The following is a 20376-nucleotide window of genomic DNA, read 5'->3' as shown; positions in this document are numbered from 1 at the left end:
CGCTCAGAAGGCCCGCCGTCCCTGCGACCAGACGGCGGCGATCACCGGTGTCGCGCCCAGCGCCCGGAAGCGCACGAGATCGGCGCGCAGACCCTGCTTGAGATGGCCGCGGTCCTCGAGGCCGAGGATGTCGGCGACCTTCCAGGTGACCTTGGCCATCGCCGCCGGCAGGGCGATGCCATGCCCGTCGCTGAGCTTGAGCACGGCCTGCAGCAGACTCGCCGGGACATAGTCGGAGGAGAGACCGTCCAGCAGGTCCTTCTCGGCGAGCTCCGCCACGGAGACGCCGCCCGAATGCGAGCCGCCACGCACGACATTGGGGGCCCCGGCGATGGTGGCGAGGCCGCGCTGCTTGGCCGCTTCGGCGGCTTCGACCGTGGTCGGAAACTCGGAGATCACCGCGCCTGAGGCGATGCCGGCCTCGACATGCTCGACCGTGGTGTCGTCATGGGTCGCGATCGGGATGCCGCGCGCCTTGAACATCTCGACCACGGCGCTCCAGTTCCTGCCGACATTCTCGGCGCCCTCGCGCTGGCGGACGACGACGTCCTCCTCGAACTCGGCTTCGGTCTTGCCGTTGCCGAGCGAATAGGTGCGCAGATGGGCGATGTCGCGCCATTGGCGCTGGCCGGGCGTATGGTCCATCAGCGACACCAGCTGCACCAGGGCATCGTCCTGATAGGGCTCGATGTCCCTGAGCAGGTCGGGGCTGGTCAGCTCGCAGCGCATATGGATGCGGTGGTCGATGCGGAAGACGCCCTCGGCGGTGCCGACCCGCAGCGCCGCCATCACGTCGGCGAAGATGTCCTTGCGATAATCCTTGGCCGAGAAGGGCGTGCCGGCGCAGATCGCGTCGTAGACGGTGGTCACCCCGGCGGCCGCCATCTGCGCGTCATGGACCAAAGCCGCCGCGAGCCCGTTCGGCCAGAAGACCTTGGGACGCGGCATGAAGTGCTTCTCCATGTTGTCGGTGTGCATCTCGACGAGGCCGGGCGCGACATAGTCGCCCTGGGCGTCGATCGCCGCGGGCAGCGAGGAGCGGCCCTGGTCGACGGAGAGGATGCCGCTCTCGTCGAAGGCGATGGTCCCGGTGACGACCTCGTCCTCGAGGATCAGGCGGGCATTGGTCAGGATGGTGGACATCAGGCGGCCTTCCGGAATTCGGTGATGTCGAGATAGCGGGTCGCGACAGACTCTCGCACGGCTTCGTCATGGAAGATGCCGACGATGGCGGAACCCTGCTCGCGCGCCTCGGCGATCAGCCCGACCACGACGTCGCGGTTGCCGGCGTCGAGCGAGGCTGTGGGCTCGTCGATCAGCATGATCGGCGAGGGATCGACGAAGGAGCGGGCGATGTTGACGCGCTGCTGCTCGCCGCCGGAAAAGGTCGCCGGGGCGAGCTCCCAGAGTCGCTGCGGCAGGTTGAGCCGGGCCAGCATGGCTTTCGCGCGCTCGCTCGCCTCCTCTGGCGAGACACCGCGGGCGAGCAAGGGGTCGCGGACGATGTCGAGCGCCGAGACGCGCGGGATGACGCGCAGGAACTGCGAGACGAAGCCGAGCGTGCGGCGGCGGATGTCGAGCACGGTGCGTGGCACCGCGCTGACGATGTCGACCGGGCGGCCGGCATGGGTGATGACGATGCGGCCGGAGGTCGGCCGGTAATTGCCGTAGAGGATGCGCAGCAGGCTCGACTTGCCGGCGCCGGACGCGCCGGCCAGCACCAGAGCCTCGCCGGCGGCGACCGTGAAGTCGACGTTGTCGAACACCGGCAGGCGCACGCCGCCCTGATTGTGCAGGGTGAATTCCTTGGCGACGTTCTCGACGTGAATCATCGTGGTCATGGGCTCAGTGCCTTGTGCCGGCGCGGTGACGAGGATGTGACGAAGGCTCCGCGTCTTTCGGGGGCAGGCTCCTCGGGTCCGACCTTTGGTCGGCCCAAGGGTAAACTCCGGCCCGAGCCTGGAATCCATGAACATTGTCGGCAGAAGGCGAAGCATGACGGCTGAAGACCGATCCGGCGAGCTCCGTGTTCATGGATTCCGGGCTCTTCGCTGCGCGAGGCCCCGGAATGACGGTAAGGTTCGGATGCGTGCTCATACCGTCAGCACCGCCGAGGTCAGCAATTGCGTGTAGGCGTGATGGGGGTCGTCGAGGACCTGGTCGGTCAGGCCCTGCTCGACGACATGACCGTCCTTCATCACCATCAGGCGGTCGGTGAGCAGGCGTGCGACGGCGAGGTCGTGGGTGACGATGATCGCGGCGAGGCCGAGATCGCGCACCAGGACGCGCAGCAGGTCGAGCAGGCGGGCCTGGACGGAGACGTCGAGGCCGCCGGTCGGCTCGTCCATGAAGACGAGCCTGGGCTCGGAAACCAGCACGCGGGCGATCTGCAGGCGCTGCTGCATGCCGCCGGAGAACTGGCGCGGCCGGTCGTCGATGCGGCCGGCGGCGATCTCGACGCGCTGCAGCCAGTCGAGCGCCGCCTCGCGAATCTTCCGGTAGTGGCGGGCGCCGTTGTCCATCAGCCGCTCGCCGACATTGCCGCCGGCCGAGACGTCCATGCGCAGGCCGTCGCGCGGGTTCTGATGGACGATGCCCCAGGCGGTGCGCATCAGCCGGCGCCGCTCCTGCTCGGCGACCGAATAGATGTCGAGCGGCTCTGCGCCGCCGCGGAACAGCACCTGCCCCGCGTCGGGCCTGTCGATGCCGGCGAGGCAGCGCAGCAAGGTCGATTTGCCCGAGCCGGATTCGCCGACGATGCCGAGCACCTCGCCCGGCCAGAGATCGAAGGAGACATCGGCGCAGCCGATGCGCTCGCCATAGAAGCGGCTGACGCCTGCGACCGACAGCAGCGGGGCGGGATCGAGCGTCAGTTCCTGCGGATTGACCTGCATGTTCATGGCTTGGCCTCGTCTTCGACCAGATGCAGAGCCGAGGCGTCGGCGAGCATCGCGCCGCGATGGCCTTCCGCCCGCCGGGTCTCGCAGTGATGGCTGTCGGAGCAGACGAACATGCGTGCGCCCTGGTCGTCGATGACGACCTCGTCGAGATAGGAATCGGCGGCGGCGCAGAGCGCGCAGGGCTCGTTCCAGCTCTGGATGCGGAAGGGATGATCCTCGAAATCGAGGCTCCGCACGCTGGTGTGGGGCGGCACCGCATAGATGCGCTTCTCGCGGCCGGCGCCGAAGAGCTGCAGCGCCGGCGACATCTGCATCTTCGGATTGTCGAATTTCGGGATCGGCGACGGCGCCATCACATAGCGGCCATTGACCATGACCGGGTAGTCGTAGGTCGTGGTCACCTCGCCGAAGCGGGCGATGTTCTCGTAGAGCTTGACCTGCATCAGCCCGTACTCGGCCCAGGCGTGCATCTTGCGCGTCTCGGCCTCGTGCGGCTCGAGCTTCCTGAGCGGCTCGGGCTGCGGCACCTGGTAGACCATGATCTGGCCGGCCTTCAGCGGCGCCTCCGGGATCCGGTGGCGGGTCTGGATGATCGTCGCCTCCTCGGTCGCCTCGGTCGTACGGGCATCGGCGGTGCGTTCGAAGAAGCGGCGGATCGAGACGGCGTTGGTGGTGTCGTCGGCGCCCTGGTCGATGACCTTGAGCGTGTCGTCGGGCCCGATGATCGCCGCGGTGACCTGGATGCCGCCGGTGCCCCAGCCGCGGGCGAGCGGCATCTCGCGTGAGCCGAACGGCACCTGGTAGCCGGGCACCGCGACCGCCTTGAGCAAGGCGCGGCGGATCATCCGCTTGGTCTGCTCGTCGAGATAGGCGTAGTTGTAAGCCGGCTTCGTATCCTCGGTGATGCTCTGGTGCAGGGTCATTCCGCGGCCTCCGGCAGGGCTTCCTGTTGCTCGGCAAGGCGCTGCTCGCGCTCCTTGCGGATGCGACGGATCAGTTCGAGCTCGCCCTGAAAATCGACATAGTGCGGCAGCTTCAGATGCTCGACGAAGCCGGCCGCCTCGACATTGTCGGAGTGGTAGAGGACGAACTCGTCCTGCTGCGCCGGATAGTCGGCCGCCTCGCCGAATTCCCTGGCCTTGAGCGCCCGGTCGACCAGCGACATCGACATCGCCTTGCGCTCACTGTGGCCGAAGGAGAGGCCGTAGCCGCGGGTGAACTGCGGCGGCACGTCCTTGGAGCCGGCGAACTGGTTGACCATCTGGCACTCGGTCAGCGTGATCTCGCCGAGGTCGACGGCGAAGCCGAGTTCCTCCGGCACGAATTCGACCGCGACCTCGCCGACCCTGATCTCGCCGACGAAGGGATGGTTGCCGCCGAAGCCGCGCTGGACGGAATAGCCGAGGCCGAGCAGGAAGCCCTCGTCGCCGCGGGCCATCGCCTGCAGGCGGACATCGCGCTCTGCCGGGAAGGTGACGGGCTCACGGGTGAGATCGAAGGGGCGCGGATCGCCTTCGGGCGGGGCCTCCTCCTCCATCAGCCCTTCGGCGCCGAGGATGTCCGGCACGCGCGGCATCTGCGAGTCGAGGGGCTCCCTATCCTTCTCCCCTTGCGGGAGAAGGTGCCCCGAAGGGGCGGATGAAGGGTTGCGCAGGCCGGAATCGTTGGCGGCTCTTGCAGGCGAAGTGCCGGCAGCGTCGCGCGACCGCTCACCCCAACCCTCTCCCGCGGGTGGAGAGGGGGCGGGTCGCGGTTCCGTCAGCGAAAAATCGAACAGCCGGTGCGTGTAGTCGTAGGTCGGGCCGAGGACCTGGCCGCCGGGCAGGTCCTTGTAGGTCGCGGAGACGCGGCGGCGGATCGCCATCCTGGCGGTGTCGAGCGGCTCGGAGGAGCCGAAGCGCGGCAGGGTGGTGCGGTAGGCGCGCATCAGGAAGGCGGCCTCGATCGCGTCGCCCTGCGCCTGCTTCAGCGCCAGCGCGGCGAGGTCGGGATCGTAGAGCGAGCCTTCGTTCATGACCCGGGCGCAGGCCAGGCCCATCTGCTCGCGGATCTGGGCGACGGCCAGTTCCGGCACGCTCTCGTCGCCGCGACGCGCCTCGGCCACGAGATCATGACTGGCGAGGATGGCGGCTTCCCCGCCCTTGACCGCGACATACATCAGTAAAGCTCCCGGCGGGGCATCAGCGGGTCTCCAGAATCTGCGTCGAGCGCGGTAGGCCGAGGACCTCGGCGCCATGGATCAGCAGCAGGTCGACGCCGAGCGGGTAGAGCGCGGCGTTGCCCGCGACCTCGGCCCAGAAGCCGGCGCGCAGGCCGGCTGGAGCGATCGTGCGCCGGCCGGGAATCCCCGGCCCTGCGAGCGTGACCGTCTCGCCGCCGTCGAGCCCGGCGCACTGGACGAGCACGGTGGTCGAACGGTCCGGGAACTGATCGTCGCCGGCGTTGAAGGAAGCGAGCTGCGGTTCGGGCGCAGCGCCGTCGATCACGGCGAAAGCGGCGCGGGCGGGATCGTCGACCAGGGCGGCGGCGCAATGAAAGCGCAGCCAGGCGCCGGCAGGACCGTCGCGCAGGGCGGCCGGCAGCCAGATCGGCGTCTCGTAATCGGCGAGCGTCAGCAGCGCGACCGCGGTCGCCTGAGCAAGCCCCGGCGGCGCGTCGACGGCATGGCCGAGGTCGCGAGCGAGGCCCGGCTCGGAGAGCGCCGCCAGCAACGCACGGAAGGCGCCTTGCGACTGGAAAACCGGATCGGCGAAGCCGGCGCCGATGCGGGTGTCGTCGTGAGCCATCAGCCGCCCCTGACCAGCGTGAAGAAATCGACCTTGGTCGCGGCCGCCTTGCGCGAGGCGCGCTCGCGTGCCGCCCGCTGCCGTGCCGCCAGCAGCGCCACGCCACGCCGCAGCGGGCCGGCATCGGTCTCGCTTTGGAGGAGCGCGTCGGTGATCGCCGCCAGCCGCGCCTTGCGCCCGTCGCGGCCGAGTGCGTAGGAGAAGCCCATCGCGCCGCTGTCGAGCCGGACGACGCAGCGCGTCACCGTCGCCTCGCCGAGGTTGAATCGGCGGCCGGCGCCGCCGGCGCGGCCCTCGACCATGACGGTGCCGGTTTCGGGCGCCTTCAGCAGCTCATGCGTCGGCAACGGTCCCGCCTGCTGCAGAAGGGCGTCGATCTCGCCTTGCGTGGCGCGTGCGAGGACAGCCATCCAATGCTGACGTGTCGCGGTTTCGGTCATGCCGTGTCGGCCTCTCGCCAATTCTGAATGTCTAGACTATAATATGAACACCGGTTCAAAAGGTCTATACATTTTGGATGAAATTTTGATGACGGGCGGCATGCCGGACAATCAGGGCGGCGATGGCGGCACGGCCTGGCGGCGGATCGCCGATGCGCTCGCCGCTTCGATCGAGCAGGGCGAATACGTACCCGGCGACACGCTGCCGGCCTCGGTCGCGCTGGCCGAGCGCTATGGCGTGCACCGGCACACGGTGCGTCAGGCTTTCCGGCATCTGGCCGAGCGCGGGCTGGTGACGGTGTCACGCGGACGCGGCACGCAGGTGACGGCGCCGCGCTTCCCCTACAAGCTGGGCCGCCGGGTCAGCATGCGCACCAATTTCGGCGCAGCCGGGATCGCCGTCAGCGGGGCGGTGCTGTCCTCCGAGATCGTCGCCGGAGAGGCGCAGCATTGCGAGGCGCTCGGCGTGCCGCAGGGAACGCCGCTCTGGGCGATCGAGACCCTGAGCCGGGCCGGGGGCACGCCGGTCGGGACCGGCATCCATTATCTTTGCGCCGAACGCTTCCCGCGCTTCGACCAGGTCCTGACGGGGGCGGGGTCGTCGATCACCGCCGCCTTCAGGGCCTGCGGGATTCCCGACTATGTCCGGCGCTCGACCCGGCTGGCGGCGCGGCTCGCCGGCGAGCGCGAGGCGGCGCTGCTCAGGATCGAGCCGGGCGCAGCGGTGCTGACCTCCGACGCGATCGACGCGCTGCCCGACCTGACGCCGATCCACATCGTCAACAGCGTCTTCGCCGGCGAGCGGATGGAGATGGTGGTCGAACCCTTCGGCGACTGAGGCACCGCGCGCCGGTTGGTGATCGCGCTGTCGCGGCTTTCGCCTTGCCGGCCGCGGGACGCGGCGCGATGCTCGGCCGGAGCCGATGAGCGCGACGTCGTGATCGTGCCGGCCGAAGGGGAAACGCCAATGTGCATCGCGATCTCGCCTCTGCGCGCGGCGGTCGTCGCCGCGTTCTGCTGTCTGTCCTGGCTGGCCTCGGCGGCCGAATTTCCGGCGCCCAAGCGCGGCAGCTTCACCATCAAGGATTTCCGCTTCAGCAGCGGCGAGACGCTGCCTGAGCTGAAGCTGGGCTATGCGACAGTGGGCGAACCGTCCGGCGAGCCCGTGGTGATCCTGCACGGCACGGCCGGCTCGGCGGCGAGCATGCTGACGCCGGGCTTCGCCGGCGAGCTCTTCGGCGCCGGCCAGGCGCTCGACGCGACGAAATACTTCATCATCCTGCCCGACGCGATCGGCGCCGGCTCGTCGTCGAAGCCGTCCGATGGCCTGCGGGCGAAGTTCCCGCGCTACAATTACGACGACATGGTCGAGGCGCAGTACCGGCTGGTGAAGGAGGGCCTCGGCATCCGCCATGTCCGCCTCGTCCTCGGCAACTCGATGGGCGGCATGCACAGCTGGATGTGGGGCGTGAAATACCCCGATTTCATGGATGCGCTGGTGCCGATGGCGTCGCAGCCGACCGAGATGTCGAGCCGCAACTGGATGATGCGGCGGATGATCATCGACGCCGTCCGCAACGACCCCGATTGGAAGGGCGGGGACTATTCCGTCCAGCCCGCGGCTTTCCGCGTCGCCAACGTCTTCTTCGGCATTGCGACCAATGGCGGCACGCTCGCCTATCAGAAGATCGCCCCGACGCGCGAGGCCGCCGACAAGCTGCTCGACGACCGGCTGAAAGCGCCGTTCAGCGCCGATGCCAACGACTTTCTCTACCAATGGGATTCGTCACGGGACTACAATCCCTCGCCGAAGCTGGCGGCGATCAAGGCGCCGCTGCTGGCGATCAACTCGGCCGATGACGAGCGCAATCCGCCCGAGACCGGAATCATGGAGAGCGAGCTGAAGCGCCTGCCGAATGCCAGGCTGCTGCTGATCCCGGCGAGCGAGGATACGCGGGGGCACGGCACCACGGGCATGGCGAAGTTCTGGGCGAAGGACCTCGCGGCATGGCTCGCGACGGTGCCGCGGCGCAGCCCGGGCCAGAACTGAAGCCCCGGGGGGCCTCGTCAATTCGCCCGCTTGCCGATGATGGCGAAGCGCAGCCTGTTCGAGAGGAAGTCGATCGCGGTCACCGCCGCCAGGATCAGCAGGATCAGGAAGGAGACCTGCTGCCATTCGAGCGTGCGGATCGTCTCGGCCAGATGCAGGCCGATGCCGCCGGCGCCGACGATGCCGATGATGGTCGAGGAGCGGGTGTTCGACTCGATGTAGTAGAGCACCTGGCTGGCGATCACCGGCAGCACCTGCGGGATCAGGCCGAAGCGGATCTCGTGCGCCCTGCCGCCGCCGACCGAGGCGACGCCCTCGACCGGCTTCCTGTCGGCCGCCTCGATCGCCTCGGAGAACAGCTTGCCGAAGGCGCCGAGATCGCTGGTCATGATGGCCAGCATGCCGGCGAAGGGCCCGAGGCCGACGACGTTGATCCAGATCAGCGCCCAGATCAGCGCGTCGACGCCGCGCACCGTGTCGAGCGAGCGCCGGGCGAAGAAGTGCACGACGCGGTTGGCGACGACGTTCCTGGCGGCGAGGAAGCCGAGCGGGAAGGCGAGGGCCGCGGCCAGCACCGTACCGAGGAAGGCGATGGCGATCGTCTCGAACAGCGCCTTGACGAAGATGACGGCGCGGGCGAGCGAGCCCGGATCGGGCGGCAGCATCAGCGCGACGAAGCTGCCGAGATTGGCGAAGCCGGCCAGGATCTTCCAGAGCGAGGCCTCGAGCGAGGCGACGCCGTAGAGGAACAGCCCGGCGAGGCCGGCGATCACCGCGATGGTGACGAGCCTCGTCCGGAGCGAGCCGTCGATCGCGGCCCTGTGCCGGGCGATCAGCGCGGCGCGGTCGGCGGCGGAGAGGGCGAGCGTCATTTGCCGTGCTCCAGGCTCAGCAGCGCATGGCGCAGCCGCTCGGTGGCGAAGTCGATCAGCATCACCGTGACGATGATCAGCAGCAGGATGGCGCTGACATCCGTGAAGTAGAATTTCCGGATCGCCTCGATCAGGTCCTGGCCGATGCCGCCGGCGCCGACGAAGCCCATGATCGAGGCGCCGCGGACATTGATCTCGAAGCGCAGCAGCGCGTAGCTGGCGAAATTCGACAGAACCTGCGGCACCACCGCGAAGCGGATGGTCTGCCACCAGCCGGCGCCGGTCGCGGTCAGCCCGTCGACCGGCTTCATGTCGATGTTCTCGACGACTTCGGAGAAGAGCTTGCCCATCGCGCCCATGGTGTGGATCGCGATGGCGAGGACACCGGGCAGCGGGCCGAGGCCGAAGGCGATGACGAAGATCAGCGCGAAGACGATCTCGGGAACGGTGCGGCAGAATTCTAGGAAACGGCGCGTCGCCCAGCGCGCCCAGGCGGAGCGGCCGAGATTGGCGGCGGCGGTGAAGCAGAGCAGAAAGCCGCCAGCGGCGCCGAGCACGGTGCCGACATAGGCGATCAGAACGGTCTGCCAGAGCAGTTTCAGCCAGCCCTTGAGACCCCAGTACCATTCGGCGAGGTCGGCGCCGAGGCTGGACAGGCGCAAGGTCGGCAAGGTCTCGTAGATGTATTTCGGGAAGCGCCAGAGGTTCTGCGCGAACTTGGCCGGGTCGACCTCGGCGCCGAACGCGGCGAGGACGACGCAGGCGAGGAAGACCAGCGCGCCGAGCAGGGTGCGCAGGCGCCTCGCCGCCATTTGGCGCCGATAGCGATCGGCATGGGCGGCGATGGCGGGGGCGTTGCGGTCGATCGCGAGCGTCATGGGAGCGCTTCCACACATGTCGCAGGACCGGCCAGCACCGGTCCTGGACTGGGCGTCATCCTCGGGCGGCGCGAGGCGCACACCCGAGAATCTCGGTCAGGAGATGCTCGGGGCGAGCCCGAGCAGACAGCTGCTCACGACGACTTCTTCTTGCGCAGCGCGTCGACGAACCTGTTGAGCTCGATGATCGGGTCGTAGGCCTTGTTGTCGACGGCGACGAGCGGGCCCTGCTTGCCCTCATAGATCTTGTCGAAGGCGGCCTTGTCCTTGGTGGCGAGGTTCAGCACCGCGTCGCGGATCCTCGCCTTCAGCTCCTCCGGCAGCTCGCTGAGATAGGCCATCGGCGAGTTCACGATCTGCTGCGACTTGTAGATGATGCGGAAATCGTCCGCCTTGACCATCTTCTTGCGGTCCATGCGCAGCAGGTTCGATTCCTGCTCGTCGTTCCACCAGTTGGCGGCGACGTCGACCGTGCCCTGCTGCAGGGCGATGACCGCGTTCTCATGGCTGCCGGTGTAGACGACCTTCGAGAAGAAGCTCTCCGGATCGATCTTCATGCCGTCGAGCACGAAACGCGGCACGTTGTTGCCGGAGGTGGAGTTCGGGTCGACGAGGCCGAGATTCTTGCCCTTGAGGTCCTCGACCTTCTGGTACGGCGAGTCCTTCTTCACGTAGAAGACCGAGTAGTAGCCCTTGGTGCCGTCGAGATTGGTCTCGATCGCGAACGCGTCGATCTTGGCCCCGGTCATCAGCGCGCGGGCGAAGGAGGCCGGGCCGTACATGCCGATATGGATGTTGCCGGCGCGCTGACCCTCGATGATCGCGGCGTAGTCATTGGCGATGCGCAGCGTCACCTTGGTGCCGAGCTCCTTCGAGAGATAGTTCACGAAGGGGGTGTAGCGCTCGACGACGCCCGAGGCGTTCTCGGCCGGGATGATGCCGAAGATCAGCTCTGGGTACTTGGCCTTCCAGTCCTGGGCGAAAGCGGGACCGGCGAGCGTCGCGGCGAGGCCGCAGGCGGCGAGCGTGAGCGTGAGACGACGGGTCAGCATGGTGGTGCTCCTTTGAAAGATCGGCGTGAAGGGTCGCAGGTGCGGCAGGCCCGGCGCGGGCCGCTGCTTCAGGCGGCGTTCTGCTTGGCGCGCTTGGCTTCCGCGCTGGCGATGGCCTCGAGCGCGTCGAGCGCCTCGGCGCCGGCGTCCTTGGCCTCGATGCCGTAGAGATCGGCGGCGAGCTCGCTGGTGAGCGCGTGCGGCGGGCCGTCGAACACGACCTTGCCGGCCGCCATGCCGATCAGCCGGTCGCAGTACTTCGCGGCGATGTCGAGATGGTGGAGATTGCAGATGACGGTGATGCCGTCCTCGCGGTTGATGCGGAACAGCGCGTCCATGACGACCTGGGTGTTGCGCGGGTCGAGCGAGGCGATCGGCTCGTCGGCGAGGATGACCTTCGGCTCCTGCACCAGGGCGCGGGCGATGGCGACGCGCTGTTGCTGACCGCCGGACAGGGTCTCGGCACGCTGGGCGAGCAGATGGCCCATGTCGAGCCGCTCGAGGGCCGCGATGGCGCGGACCTTGTCGTCCTGCGAGAAGCTCTTGACCAGCGTCAGCGGTGCCGAGCGATGGTTGAGGCGCCCGAGCAGGACATTGGTCAGGACGTCGAGACGTCCGACGAGGTTGAACTGCTGGAAGATCATCGCCGTGTCGCGCCGCCAGGACCTGAGCGCGGCGCCGCGCAGGGCGGTGACGTCGCGGTCGCCGCTGAGGATGCGGCCCTCGCCGGCGTCGGCGAGGCGGTTCAGCATGCGCAGCAGCGTCGACTTGCCGGCGCCGGAGCGGCCGATGATGCCGACCATCTCGCCGCGCGGAATCGACAGGGAGACGTTGTCGACGGCGGCCTTGCCACCGAAACGCTTGGTCAGACCCTCGATACGCAGCATCAACGCTCTCCCGCGATTGCGGAACGATGCGGTATCGGGGGCAGATGACAGGGCCGTGACAGGAGGCCCGTTTCGGGACAGATGGCGCGCCGCCCGGTCATCCGCCGTCAACCATGCCGCGCTTCCGGCGGCGGGGCTTCAGGCCGCGCGCAGCAGCAGGTCGACGCAGGCGGAAACGTAGGCCCGGCGCTCCGTCGCGGAGACGGGGGCGATGCGGAGCAGGCCGCGCACCTGGTGAAAGCCGCGCAGCATGCCGATGAACTGCTCGGCCAGCACCGTGGCCTCCTCGGGCGCGAGCGAGCGCGCAAAGCCATCACCGGATCGTGAACGCTGTTCCAGCAGGGCGGAGAGATCGGCGATCATGCTGGCCGCGCCCGCTTCGTAGGCGGCCCGGCCCAGTTCCGGGAAACGCGCGGCGGCGCCGACGATCAGCCGGTGCAGATCGAGCGCGGCGGGGTGCAGCATCATCGCCAGAGCGTCCTCTCCGAGCCGCAGCAGGACGGCGCGCAGATCACCGGCCTCGCTCGCCGGACGACGTAGCGGAATCGTCAGTTTTTCAGTAAGTTCGCTACAGATCGCCCGGAACAGGGCTTGCTTGTCGGCGAAGTGGCTGTAGATCGTCTGCTTGGAGACGCCGGCACGCTGGGCGATCTGGTCGAGGCTCGTCCGCTCGAAGCCTTCCGCCAGGAACATCTCCGAGGCGGCGCGGGTGATCGCGCAGTGCTTGTCGGGCCGGGATCTCTCGGCCGGCATCGGTCTTGCTTCTGCAGCGGTGGCGCTACCGCGTCCGTGCATCGATCATTCCGTCACGCTTCCGCCCTCAAAGGGTGGTTATCAAACTAGACCGTCCAGTCTAGATTATGTCCGCGGTACCGGAGCGTCCAGCCTGATGAAGCGTTTTCTCCTCCTCATCCTGATCGCCGGGCTGGCAGGCGGCGGGTATTACGGCTACCGCAACCATCTCAAGGGCAGCGGCCAACCGGCGCAGCTCGCCGGTCCGGCGCAGGGCGCCGGCATCCCGGTCGAGGTCGGCACGATCGAACTCGCCTCGGTCAACGAGGAGGTCGAGGCGCTCGGCACGCTGGCGGCGGACGAATCGGTGGTGATCGCGCCCGAGATCGCCGGCCGCGTCGTCGCGCTCGGCTTCAGGGAAGGCGAGCGGGTCGAAAAGGACCAGCCGCTGGTCATGCTCGACACCGCCATCCTCGACGCCGAGCTGAAGCAGGCGCAGGCGGATCTCTCGCTCGCCCGCGACACGCACGACCGCAATCGCTCGCTGGTGCAGCGCGGCGCGGGCACGCAGGTCGCGCTCGAACAGGCGACGGCGCAGCTCGCCTCGCAGGAGGCGCGCCTCCAGCTCGTCCAGGCCAAGCTCGCGCTGGCGACGATCAAGGCGCCGTTCACCGGCGTGGTCGGCCTGCGCTCCGTCGGCGTCGGCGATTACGTCTCGATCGGCAAGCAGCTGATCACGCTGACCAATATCGATCCGATCAAGGTCGATTTCCGGGTGCCCGAGGTCTTCCTGACCCAGCTCAAGGTCGGCCAGCCGATCCAGCTCAGGGTGGATGCCGTTCCGGAGCGGCCGTTCACCGGCCAGATCTTCGCGATCGACCCGGTCGTCGACATCAACGGCCGGGCCGTGCGCCTGCGGGCGACCGTGCCGAACGCCGATCTCGTGCTGAGGCCGGGCCTGTTCGCCCGCGTCACCGTGGTGGTCGATCGTCGCGACAATGCGCTGATCGTGCCGGAGACCGCGGTGGTTCCCGACGGCGTCGGCAAGACCGTCTTCATTGTGGAGAACGGCAAGGCCAGACGCATGCCGGTCGAGCTCGGCAAGCGGCTGCGCGGCAAGGTCGAGGTGGTGAAGGGCCTGAAGGCCGGCATGCAGATCGTCACGGCCGGCCAGATGCGCCTGCGCGACGGCGCCGCCGTCGCGATCAAGGAGAAGGCCGCGGTCCAGACCAGCTCGCTGCCGGGCGCCGTGCAGCGATGAGCCTGTTCGAACTCTTCGTCCGGCGGCCGGTCCTCTCGACCGTGCTGAGCCTGCTCGTCGTGCTGATCGGCTTCGTCTCCTATACGCGGCTGACGGTGCGTGAATACCCGAATATCGACGAGCCGATCGTCTCGGTGCAGACGACCTATCGCGGCGCCAGCGCCGAGATCATCGAGACGCAGGTCACCCAGATCCTCGAGAACTCGATCGCCGGCATCGAGGGCATCGAGACCATCACCTCGACCAGCCGCCAGGAGCGCAGCCAGATCTCGGTGCGCTTCCGCCCCGACGTCGATCCCGACGTCGCGGCCTCCGACGTGCGCGACCGGGTGAGCCGCGTGCGCGGCCGCATGCCCGACGAGATCGACGAGCCGATCATCGCCAAGGTCGAGGCCGACGCCCAGCCGGTGATGTATCTCTCGCTGACCAGCTCGCGGCATTCGCCGCTGGAGCTGACCGACTTCGCCGACCGCTTCATCGCCGACCGGGTCCAGAACATCACCGGCGTCGCCGAGGTCCGCATCCTCGGCCAGCGCCAGTACGCCATGCGGATCTGGCTCGATCGCGCCCGGCTCGCCGCCTACAACATCACCGTGCAGGAGGTCGAGGCGGCGCTGCGGGCGCAGAACGTCGAGATCCCCTCCGGGCGGATCGAGAGCAACGACCGCGAGTTCACGGTGCTCTCGCAGACCAGCCTGAACACGCCCGAGCAGTTCCGCGAGATCACGGTCAAGGACGCCAGCGGCTTCCCGGTCAAGCTGCGCGACATCGCCAAGGTCGAGCTCGGGGCCCGGGAGGAGCGCAACGCGGCCTGGTTCCGCGGCCAGCCCTCGGTGACGATCGGCATCGTCAAGCAGGCGACGGCGAACCCGCTCGACGTCTCCTCGGGCGTCGTCGCCGCCCTGCCGAGCATCCGCGAGGACCTGCCGGACGGCATGTCGATCGCGACCTCCTACGACACCTCGATCTTCATCGATCGCTCGATCAAGGCGGTCTACACCACGATCGGCGAGGCGGTCGTCCTCGTCGTGCTGATCATCTTCCTGTTCCTGCGCTCGCTGCGCGCGACGCTGATCCCGCTCGTCACCATCCCGGTCTCGCTGATCGGCGCCTTCGCGCTGATGTATGCGATGGGCTTCACGGTCAACACGCTGACCCTGCTCTCGATGGTGCTCGCGATCGGCCTCGTCGTCGACGACGCGATCGTCGTGCTCGAGAACGTCCATCGCCACATCGAGGACGGGATGGAGCCGACGAGGGCGGCGATCAAGGGCATCAACGAGATCGCCTTCGCCGTCGTCGCGATGACGCTGACGCTGGTCGCGGTCTATGCGCCGATGGCGTTCTCGACCGGCCGCACCGGCAAGCTCTTCGTCGAATTCGCGCTGACGTTGGCCGGCGCGGTGCTGGTCTCGGGCTTCGTCGCGCTGACGCTGACGCCGATGATGTGCGCCAAACTGCTGCGCCATCACGAGCGGCACAATGTCGTCTACAACCTGCTGGAGCGCTTCTTCGAGGCGCTCGCCGGCGGCTATCGCCGTTCGCTGCGCTTTGCGCTGGCGATCCGGCCGGTGATCGTGCTGCTGGCGCTGCTGGTCGCCGGCGGCAGCTATTTCTTCTTCACCAATCTGCGTTCCGAGCTGGCGCCGGTCGAGGATCGCGGCACGATCACCGCGATCGGCGTCGCGCCGGAAGGCGCCACCATGGCCTTCACCGCCGATTATGCCCGGCGCGTCGAGGAGTATTTCAGCAAGATCCAGGAGGTCGAGACCTATCTCGTCATCGTCGGCTTCCCCGATGTGACGCGGGCGATCGCGTTTGCGCGCCTCAAGCCGTGGGAGGAGCGCACGCGCAAGCAGCAGAACCTCGTCGCCGAGATCAACAAGGGGCTGTCGCAGATCCCCGGCATCCGCCTGTTCGCGACCAATCCGCCTTCGCTCGGCCAGGGCGGCGCCAACAGCAAGCCGGTCGAGTTCGTGCTGCGCTCCTCCGACCCTTACGTCACCATCAAGGAGAACGTCGACAGGCTGATCGCGGAGGTGCAGGGCAATCCGGCACTGACCAATATCGAGAGCAACCTCATCCTCGACAAGCCGCAGATCAAGGTCTCGATCGACCGCCAGCGCGCCGCCGATCTCGGCGTCGGCGTCGACGTGATCGGCCGCACCATGGAGACGCTGCTCGGCGGGCGCCAGGTCACGCGCTTCAACATGAACGGCGAGCAGTACGACGTGATGCTGCAGGTCGAGGGCCAGGAGCGCAGCACGCCGCAGGCGCTGCAATCGATCTACCTGATGGGCCGGGGCGGCCAGGCGGTGCAGCTGTCGAGCCTCGTCCAGATCGAGGAGAACGTCGCGCCAAAGGAGCTGATCCGCTTCAACCAGCTGCGGTCGGCGACGATCACCGCGGTGCCCGGGGCGGGCTATTCGCTCGGCGACGCGCTGAACGTGCTCGAGCAGGCGGCCGCCAAGGTGCTGCCCGCCTCGTTCCAGACCGACTATTCCGGCCAGAGCCGCGAGTTCAAGCAGTCGGGCTCGTCGATCCTGCTCGTCTTCCTGCTGGCGCTCGGCTTCATCTACCTCGTGCTGGCGGCGCAGTTCGAGAGCTTCGTCGACCCGGTGGTGATCATGGTCTCGGTGCCGCTCTCGATCACCGGCGCCCTGGCGGCGCTCTACTTCTCCGGGGGCACGCTCAACGTCTACAGCCAGATCGGCCTGATCACCCTGGTCGGCCTGATCACCAAGCACGGCATCCTGATCCTCGAATTCACCAACCAGCTGCGCGAGGAAGGACGGGAGATGCTCGACGCGCTGGTCGACGCGGCGGAGCTGCGCCTGCGGCCGATCCTGATGACCACGGGCGCGATGGTGCTCGGGGCGGTGCCGCTGGCGCTCGCCCACGGCGCCGGCGCCGAGAGCCGCTCGCAGATCGGCTGGGTCATCGTGGGCGGCATGACCTTCGGCACGCTGCTCACGCTCTATGTCGTGCCGGTCGCCTACAGCTATCTCGCCAGGAGCAAGCACGGCTCGCGCCATGCAACCGTCGAGGCGCATCCGCAGCCGGCGGAATAACACCTGCGTCTTTGCCGTCATGGTCGGGCTTGTCCCGACCATCCACGTCTTCACTCATCGAATGCGGTGTTCAAGACGTGGGTGCTCGGCACAGGGTCGGGCGTGACGCGCTGCATCGGCCTCGCAATTGGTTTAGGAGCGCACCCGCTCCTCGATCCCGGATAGAGGATATCCGGATAGCCCTTAGCGGAAACGTCTATTCGCTTTCGCCGCCGCCCGACGCTAACCGTCGCGGCGGCGGTGCCCAATGAGCGAGAACTCAGGTGCCGTCCGTGACATCAACGGGAGGAACGGCATGAGGACAGGCACTGGTTTCTGGCTCAGGGCTGCGGCGTTCGCCGCCTGCACGGCTTCGGCCTCCTTCGCTCAGGCGCAGACCTTCCCGAGCAAGCCGGTCACCATGCTGATCCCGTTCGCGGCTGGCGGGCCGACCGATGTGGTCGGGCGCCTGGTCGGCGAGCATATGAGCCGCACGCTCGGCCAGCCGGTGATCATCGAGAACGCGGTCGGCGCCGCCGGAACACTCGCCGGGCAGCGCCTGATGGCCTCGCCCGCCGACGGCCATGTCATCCTGATCGGCCATACCGGCACGCATGCGGCGGCGGTCTCGCTCAACCCGAACCTGAAATACCGGCCGGTCGAGGATTTCGCCCCGGTCGGGCTGGTCAACACCAATCCGATTTTCCTGACCGTGCGCAAGACTCATCCGAGCGCGACGCTCGCCGAGTTCGTCGCCTGGGTGAAGGCGAACGAGAAGACGGCGAGCAACGCCCATGCCGGTGTCGGCTCGGTCAGCCACACCACCTGCCTGCTGTTCAACACCGTCGTCGGGGTGAAACCCAATGGCGTGCCCTATCGCGGCACCGGCCCGGCGATGAACGATCTCGTCGCCGGTCAGGTCGACTATCTCTGCGACCAGGCGGTGAATGTCGCCCCGCAGCATCGCGCCGGCACGATCAAGACGCTCGCCGTCGCCTCGACTGCCCGCGCGACGGCGCTGCCGGATGTGCCGACCAGCACGGAAGCCGGCGTGCCCGGTTTCAAGGTCGAGGTCTGGAACGCGATGTTCGCGCCGAAGGATACGCCCGCGCCTGTCGTTACCAAGCTGAACGGAGCGCTGAAGGCGGCGCTTGCCGATGCGACGGTGAAGGCCAAGCTCAACGAGCTCGGCGCCGAGATCCCCTCGGCCGAATTGCAGGAGCCGGCTGGGCTACGTTTCTTCGTCGGGGCCGAAATCGAGCGCTGGGCGCCGATCATCAGGGCGAGCGGCGTTAAGATCGAGTGAGGCTGAACTTTCCTCTTATCGCATTTTCTTCACGCGAACCGGTATCCACTTCGCTCGAAAATGCTCTGTCTACTGCAGCCTGACCGAGACGCTTTCGCTGGCGCCGGCGGCGTCGATCACGGAAATCCGCACGAATCCCTTGCCGGGCGGCTGCCAGGCGGCCTCGCGGCGCTTCACCGCCGCCATCACCGGCGCGCCGTCGACCAGCCAGGTGAAGGGGGCGACGCCGCCGGAGACCTTGAGGTTGAGCTGGGGGGCGCCGTCGACCGCGGAGGCGGCGAGGTCGATCCTGGCTCCCTCGGGCGGGAAGGCGAGCTTGAGGCCCGGCGTCGCCAGGGCGGCGACCGTCTTCGGCACGTCCTGGCGCAGATGCCGGAGCGGCGGCGGCAGCGTGGCACTGCTGGCGGCGATCGTGCCCGGCGGCTGCACGAAGGGGCGGGTATCGAGGCCGATGCGGGCGAAGGCGTCGAACAGGATCGGCGCCGCGACGATCCGCCCGACCAGGCCGGGCACCGCGCCGTTGTCGGGCCGGCCGACCCAGACGCCGACCGTGTGCCTGCGGTCGAAGCCGACGGCCCAGGCGTCGCGATAGCCATAGGAGGTGCCGGTCTTGTAGGCGATCCTGCCCGGCGGCGCGTTGAGCGGGGGCGGCGCGCCAAGCAGCGTGTCGGCGACATACCAGGCGGCGACCGGCTCGACGAGGCGCCACGATTCCCTTCCTCCCGCTTGCGGTGGCGAGGAAGAAGGCGCGGCCCCGCTCGCCTGTGCCTTCACCCTGAGCGGCACGACCTCGCCGCCGCGGGCAAGGCCGGCATAGAGCCGCGTCAGGTCGGTGAGCGTGATGCCGAGGCCGCCGAGGCCGATGGCGAGGCCGGGCGCGCCGCCGTCCTTCGGCATGGCGATGGCGGCGCCGGTATCCTTCAGCCGCGACAGGAAGCGCTGCGGGCCGACGGCCGATAGCAGCTCGACCGCCGGCAGATTGAGCGAGAGCTGCAAGGCCTTGCGGGCGCTGACCATGCCCTGGAAGCCGAGGTCGAAATTCTCCGGCACGTAGAGGCCGTAACGGGTCGGCCTGTCCTCCAGCATCGTCTCGGGATGGGCGAGGCCGTTGTCGAAGGCGAGGGCGTAGATGAAGGGCTTCAGCGCCGAGCCGGGCGAGCGCAGCGCCTGCGTCAGGTCGAGCGCGCCGGCGCGGCCGGCATCGAAATAATCGACGCCGCCGACCGAGGCGCGGATCTCGCCGGTCTCGTTGTCGGCGACGAGGATGGCGATCGAGAGCTGTGGCCCCTGCCCGATCGCGCGCTCGCGGGCGAGCTGCTCCAGGCTGGCCTGCCAGCGCGCATCGATGGTCAGGCGCTGGCTGCGCTCGCCCGGCGTCGCGGCGACGACCTGCTCGGCGACATGCGGGGCGAGGTTCGGGAAAGGCCTGCGCGCCGTCGGCACCGGCTCCTCGCGCGCGGCGGCGACCTCGTCCGGCGTCGCCAGCCCCGCCGCCTCGACGCGGGCGAGCACGCGCTCGCGGGCCTTGCGCGCGGCCTCGGGAAAACGGTCGGGCCGGCGCGTCTCCGGCGATTGCGGCAGGGCGACGAGGAGCGCGGCCTCGGCGGTCGAGAGCCGCTTCGGCTCCTTGCCGAAATAGGCGAAGCTTGCGGCGCGCACGCCTTCGAGATTGCCGCCGAAGGGGGCGAGGGTGAGATAGAGGTCGAGGATCTCGGTCTTGCCGAAGCGCCGCTCCAGCGCGATCGCCCGCGCCGCTTGCCTGAGCTTGGCCGCGAGCGAGCGCTCCTGGCGCGGCTCGAGCAGGCGGGCGACCTGCATGGTCAGGGTCGAGCCGCCGGAGACGATGCGGCCACGGGCCAGCATCTGTCCTGCCGCCCGCAAGGCGCCGAGCGGATCGATGCCGGCATGGTCGTCGAAGCGCTTGTCCTCGAAGGCCTTGAGCATGGCGAGGTAGCGCGGATCGACATCGCCGGCGCCGACCGGCAGCTTCCAGCGCCCGTCACTGGTGACGAAGGGGCGCAGCAGCTTGCCTTCGCGGTCGAGCACCACGGTCGAGCGGTCGCGGGCGGCCGCGAAGTCCAGCGGCGGGAGGCTGGAGGCGTACCAGGAGAGGGCGGCGGCGGTGCCGGCTATGAGCGCAGCGGCGCCCGCGCCAACACAGG

At 68.6% G+C, this 20376-nt stretch carries 18 protein-coding genes; 5 read left to right on the top strand and 13 right to left on the bottom strand.

Translation table 11 applies throughout. The features are described 5' to 3' along the window. Positions 1 to 3 precede the first annotated feature (3 nt). The 7 genes from CS1GBM4_RS10020 to phnG all read right to left on the bottom strand — a co-directional run bounded on the left by CS1GBM4_RS10020 (position 4) and on the right by phnG (position 6126). Positions 4 to 1143, bottom strand: coding sequence for an alpha-D-ribose 1-methylphosphonate 5-triphosphate diphosphatase (locus tag CS1GBM4_RS10020; protein ID WP_186418556.1), 1140 nt, complete (start codon positions 1141 to 1143; stop codon positions 4 to 6). Further along, entirely contained in the window at positions 1143 to 1841 is a 699-nt protein-coding gene (gene phnL / locus CS1GBM4_RS10015; protein ID WP_186418555.1) for a phosphonate C-P lyase system protein PhnL, read from the bottom strand. Before phnL ends, CS1GBM4_RS10020 begins: the two co-directional genes overlap by 1 nt. A gap of 252 nt (positions 1842 to 2093) precedes the next feature. Beyond that, complete coding sequence (gene phnK / locus CS1GBM4_RS10010) at positions 2094 to 2894, bottom strand: phosphonate C-P lyase system protein PhnK (protein WP_210201567.1); 801 nt, start codon at positions 2892 to 2894, stop codon at positions 2094 to 2096. Between the two features lie 2 nt (positions 2895 to 2896). Continuing rightward, on the bottom strand, positions 2897 to 3823 hold the full coding sequence (locus CS1GBM4_RS10005) for an alpha-D-ribose 1-methylphosphonate 5-phosphate C-P-lyase PhnJ (RefSeq protein ID WP_186418553.1): 927 nt from the start codon (positions 3821 to 3823) through the stop codon (positions 2897 to 2899). Continuing rightward, the gene (locus CS1GBM4_RS10000) at positions 3820 to 5058 is read right to left on the bottom strand and encodes a carbon-phosphorus lyase complex subunit PhnI (protein ID WP_186418552.1); all 1239 of its coding nucleotides are present in this window, start codon (positions 5056 to 5058) and stop codon (positions 3820 to 3822) included. Before CS1GBM4_RS10000 ends, CS1GBM4_RS10005 begins: the two co-directional genes overlap by 4 nt. 22 nt (positions 5059 to 5080) lie before the next feature. Then, entirely contained in the window at positions 5081 to 5686 is a 606-nt protein-coding gene (phnH, locus tag CS1GBM4_RS09995) for a phosphonate C-P lyase system protein PhnH (protein ID WP_186418551.1), read from the bottom strand. After that, positions 5686 to 6126 carry a phosphonate C-P lyase system protein PhnG gene (gene phnG / locus CS1GBM4_RS09990; protein WP_186418550.1) on the bottom strand — a complete coding sequence of 147 codons (441 nt, stop codon included), beginning with the start codon at positions 6124 to 6126 and terminating at the stop codon, positions 5686 to 5688. Before phnG ends, phnH begins: the two co-directional genes overlap by 1 nt. A gap of 100 nt (positions 6127 to 6226) precedes the next feature. Here phnG and phnF point away from each other — a divergent pair, with 100 nt between their 5' ends. Then, positions 6227 to 6964, top strand: coding sequence for a phosphonate metabolism transcriptional regulator PhnF (gene phnF, locus CS1GBM4_RS09985; RefSeq protein ID WP_186418549.1), 738 nt, complete (start codon positions 6227 to 6229; stop codon positions 6962 to 6964). Positions 6965 to 7093: 129 nt separating this feature from the next. Next, positions 7094 to 8176, top strand: coding sequence for an alpha/beta fold hydrolase (locus tag CS1GBM4_RS09980; protein WP_186418548.1), 1083 nt, complete (start codon positions 7094 to 7096; stop codon positions 8174 to 8176). A 17-nt stretch (positions 8177 to 8193) separates the two neighbouring features. Here the strand turns inward: CS1GBM4_RS09980 and phnE (CS1GBM4_RS09975) are convergent, their stop codons facing one another. The 5 genes from phnE (CS1GBM4_RS09975) to CS1GBM4_RS09955 form a co-directional block, all read right to left on the bottom strand. Next, positions 8194 to 9048: a phosphonate ABC transporter, permease protein PhnE gene (gene phnE, locus CS1GBM4_RS09975; RefSeq protein ID WP_186418547.1), complete on the bottom strand. Its 855-nt coding sequence runs from the start codon at positions 9046 to 9048 to the stop codon at positions 8194 to 8196. Then, the gene (gene phnE, locus CS1GBM4_RS09970) at positions 9045 to 9926 is read right to left on the bottom strand and encodes a phosphonate ABC transporter, permease protein PhnE (protein ID WP_186418546.1); all 882 of its coding nucleotides are present in this window, start codon (positions 9924 to 9926) and stop codon (positions 9045 to 9047) included. The genes phnE (CS1GBM4_RS09975) and phnE (CS1GBM4_RS09970) overlap by 4 nt, the downstream gene beginning before the upstream one ends. A 134-nt stretch (positions 9927 to 10060) precedes the next feature. Next, complete coding sequence (gene phnD, locus CS1GBM4_RS09965; RefSeq protein WP_186418545.1) at positions 10061 to 10978, bottom strand: phosphonate ABC transporter substrate-binding protein; 918 nt, start codon at positions 10976 to 10978, stop codon at positions 10061 to 10063. A 68-nt stretch (positions 10979 to 11046) separates the two neighbouring features. Next, the gene (phnC, locus tag CS1GBM4_RS09960; RefSeq protein ID WP_186418544.1) at positions 11047 to 11865 is read right to left on the bottom strand and encodes a phosphonate ABC transporter ATP-binding protein; all 819 of its coding nucleotides are present in this window, start codon (positions 11863 to 11865) and stop codon (positions 11047 to 11049) included. 138 nt (positions 11866 to 12003) lie between these two features. After that, positions 12004 to 12618, bottom strand: coding sequence for a TetR/AcrR family transcriptional regulator (locus CS1GBM4_RS09955; RefSeq protein WP_186418543.1), 615 nt, complete (start codon positions 12616 to 12618; stop codon positions 12004 to 12006). A gap of 136 nt (positions 12619 to 12754) precedes the next feature. Between CS1GBM4_RS09955 and CS1GBM4_RS09950 the strand changes: the two genes are divergently transcribed. From CS1GBM4_RS09950 to CS1GBM4_RS09940, 3 genes are all read left to right on the top strand, one after another. Then, complete coding sequence (locus CS1GBM4_RS09950; protein ID WP_186418542.1) at positions 12755 to 13858, top strand: efflux RND transporter periplasmic adaptor subunit; 1104 nt, start codon at positions 12755 to 12757, stop codon at positions 13856 to 13858. Then, complete coding sequence (locus tag CS1GBM4_RS09945) at positions 13855 to 16929, top strand: efflux RND transporter permease subunit (RefSeq protein ID WP_186418541.1); 3075 nt, start codon at positions 13855 to 13857, stop codon at positions 16927 to 16929. The genes CS1GBM4_RS09950 and CS1GBM4_RS09945 overlap by 4 nt, the downstream gene beginning before the upstream one ends. A gap of 295 nt (positions 16930 to 17224) precedes the next feature. Then, positions 17225 to 18214: a tripartite tricarboxylate transporter substrate-binding protein gene (locus CS1GBM4_RS09940; RefSeq protein ID WP_186418540.1), complete on the top strand. Its 990-nt coding sequence runs from the start codon at positions 17225 to 17227 to the stop codon at positions 18212 to 18214. Positions 18215 to 18283: 69 nt separating this feature from the next. Here CS1GBM4_RS09940 and pbpC read toward each other — a convergent pair whose 3' ends face one another. Beyond that, positions 18284 to 20347, bottom strand: coding sequence for a penicillin-binding protein 1C (gene pbpC, locus CS1GBM4_RS09935; protein ID WP_244607160.1), 2064 nt, complete (start codon positions 20345 to 20347; stop codon positions 18284 to 18286). Positions 20348 to 20376 lie beyond the last annotated feature (29 nt).

This window comes from Allobosea sp. CS1GBMeth4, from assembly GCF_900185715.1.
Lineage (GTDB): Bacteria > Pseudomonadota > Alphaproteobacteria > Rhizobiales > Beijerinckiaceae > Allobosea.
The sequence above is the reverse complement of the archived record's forward strand: the minus strand, read 5'-3'. Positions and strand labels throughout refer to the sequence as shown.

Excerpts from the sequence above, each read along its gene's own strand:
- CS1GBM4_RS10020 (WP_186418556.1), bottom strand. The coding sequence starts at position 1,143 with ATGTCCACCATCCTGACCAATGCCCGCCTGATCCTCGAGGACGAGGTC.
- phnL (WP_186418555.1), bottom strand. The coding sequence starts at position 1,841 with ATGACCACGATGATTCACGTCGAGAACGTCGCCAAGGAATTCACCCTG.
- phnK (WP_210201567.1), bottom strand. The coding sequence starts at position 2,894 with ATGCAGGTCAATCCGCAGGAACTGACGCTCGATCCCGCCCCGCTGCTG.
- CS1GBM4_RS10005 (WP_186418553.1), bottom strand. The coding sequence starts at position 3,823 with ATGACCCTGCACCAGAGCATCACCGAGGATACGAAGCCGGCTTACAAC.
- CS1GBM4_RS10000 (WP_186418552.1), bottom strand. The coding sequence starts at position 5,058 with ATGTATGTCGCGGTCAAGGGCGGGGAAGCCGCCATCCTCGCCAGTCAT.
- phnH (WP_186418551.1), bottom strand. The coding sequence starts at position 5,686 with ATGGCTCACGACGACACCCGCATCGGCGCCGGCTTCGCCGATCCGGTT.
- phnG (WP_186418550.1), bottom strand. The coding sequence starts at position 6,126 with ATGACCGAAACCGCGACACGTCAGCATTGGATGGCTGTCCTCGCACGC.
- phnF (WP_186418549.1), top strand. The coding sequence starts at position 6,227 with ATGCCGGACAATCAGGGCGGCGATGGCGGCACGGCCTGGCGGCGGATC.
- CS1GBM4_RS09980 (WP_186418548.1), top strand. The coding sequence starts at position 7,094 with ATGTGCATCGCGATCTCGCCTCTGCGCGCGGCGGTCGTCGCCGCGTTC.
- phnE (WP_186418547.1), bottom strand. The coding sequence starts at position 9,048 with ATGACGCTCGCCCTCTCCGCCGCCGACCGCGCCGCGCTGATCGCCCGG.
- phnE (WP_186418546.1), bottom strand. The coding sequence starts at position 9,926 with ATGACGCTCGCGATCGACCGCAACGCCCCCGCCATCGCCGCCCATGCC.
- phnD (WP_186418545.1), bottom strand. The coding sequence starts at position 10,978 with ATGCTGACCCGTCGTCTCACGCTCACGCTCGCCGCCTGCGGCCTCGCC.
- phnC (WP_186418544.1), bottom strand. The coding sequence starts at position 11,865 with ATGCTGCGTATCGAGGGTCTGACCAAGCGTTTCGGTGGCAAGGCCGCC.
- CS1GBM4_RS09955 (WP_186418543.1), bottom strand. The coding sequence starts at position 12,618 with ATGCCGGCCGAGAGATCCCGGCCCGACAAGCACTGCGCGATCACCCGC.
- CS1GBM4_RS09950 (WP_186418542.1), top strand. The coding sequence starts at position 12,755 with ATGAAGCGTTTTCTCCTCCTCATCCTGATCGCCGGGCTGGCAGGCGGC.
- CS1GBM4_RS09945 (WP_186418541.1), top strand. The coding sequence starts at position 13,855 with ATGAGCCTGTTCGAACTCTTCGTCCGGCGGCCGGTCCTCTCGACCGTG.
- CS1GBM4_RS09940 (WP_186418540.1), top strand. The coding sequence starts at position 17,225 with ATGAGGACAGGCACTGGTTTCTGGCTCAGGGCTGCGGCGTTCGCCGCC.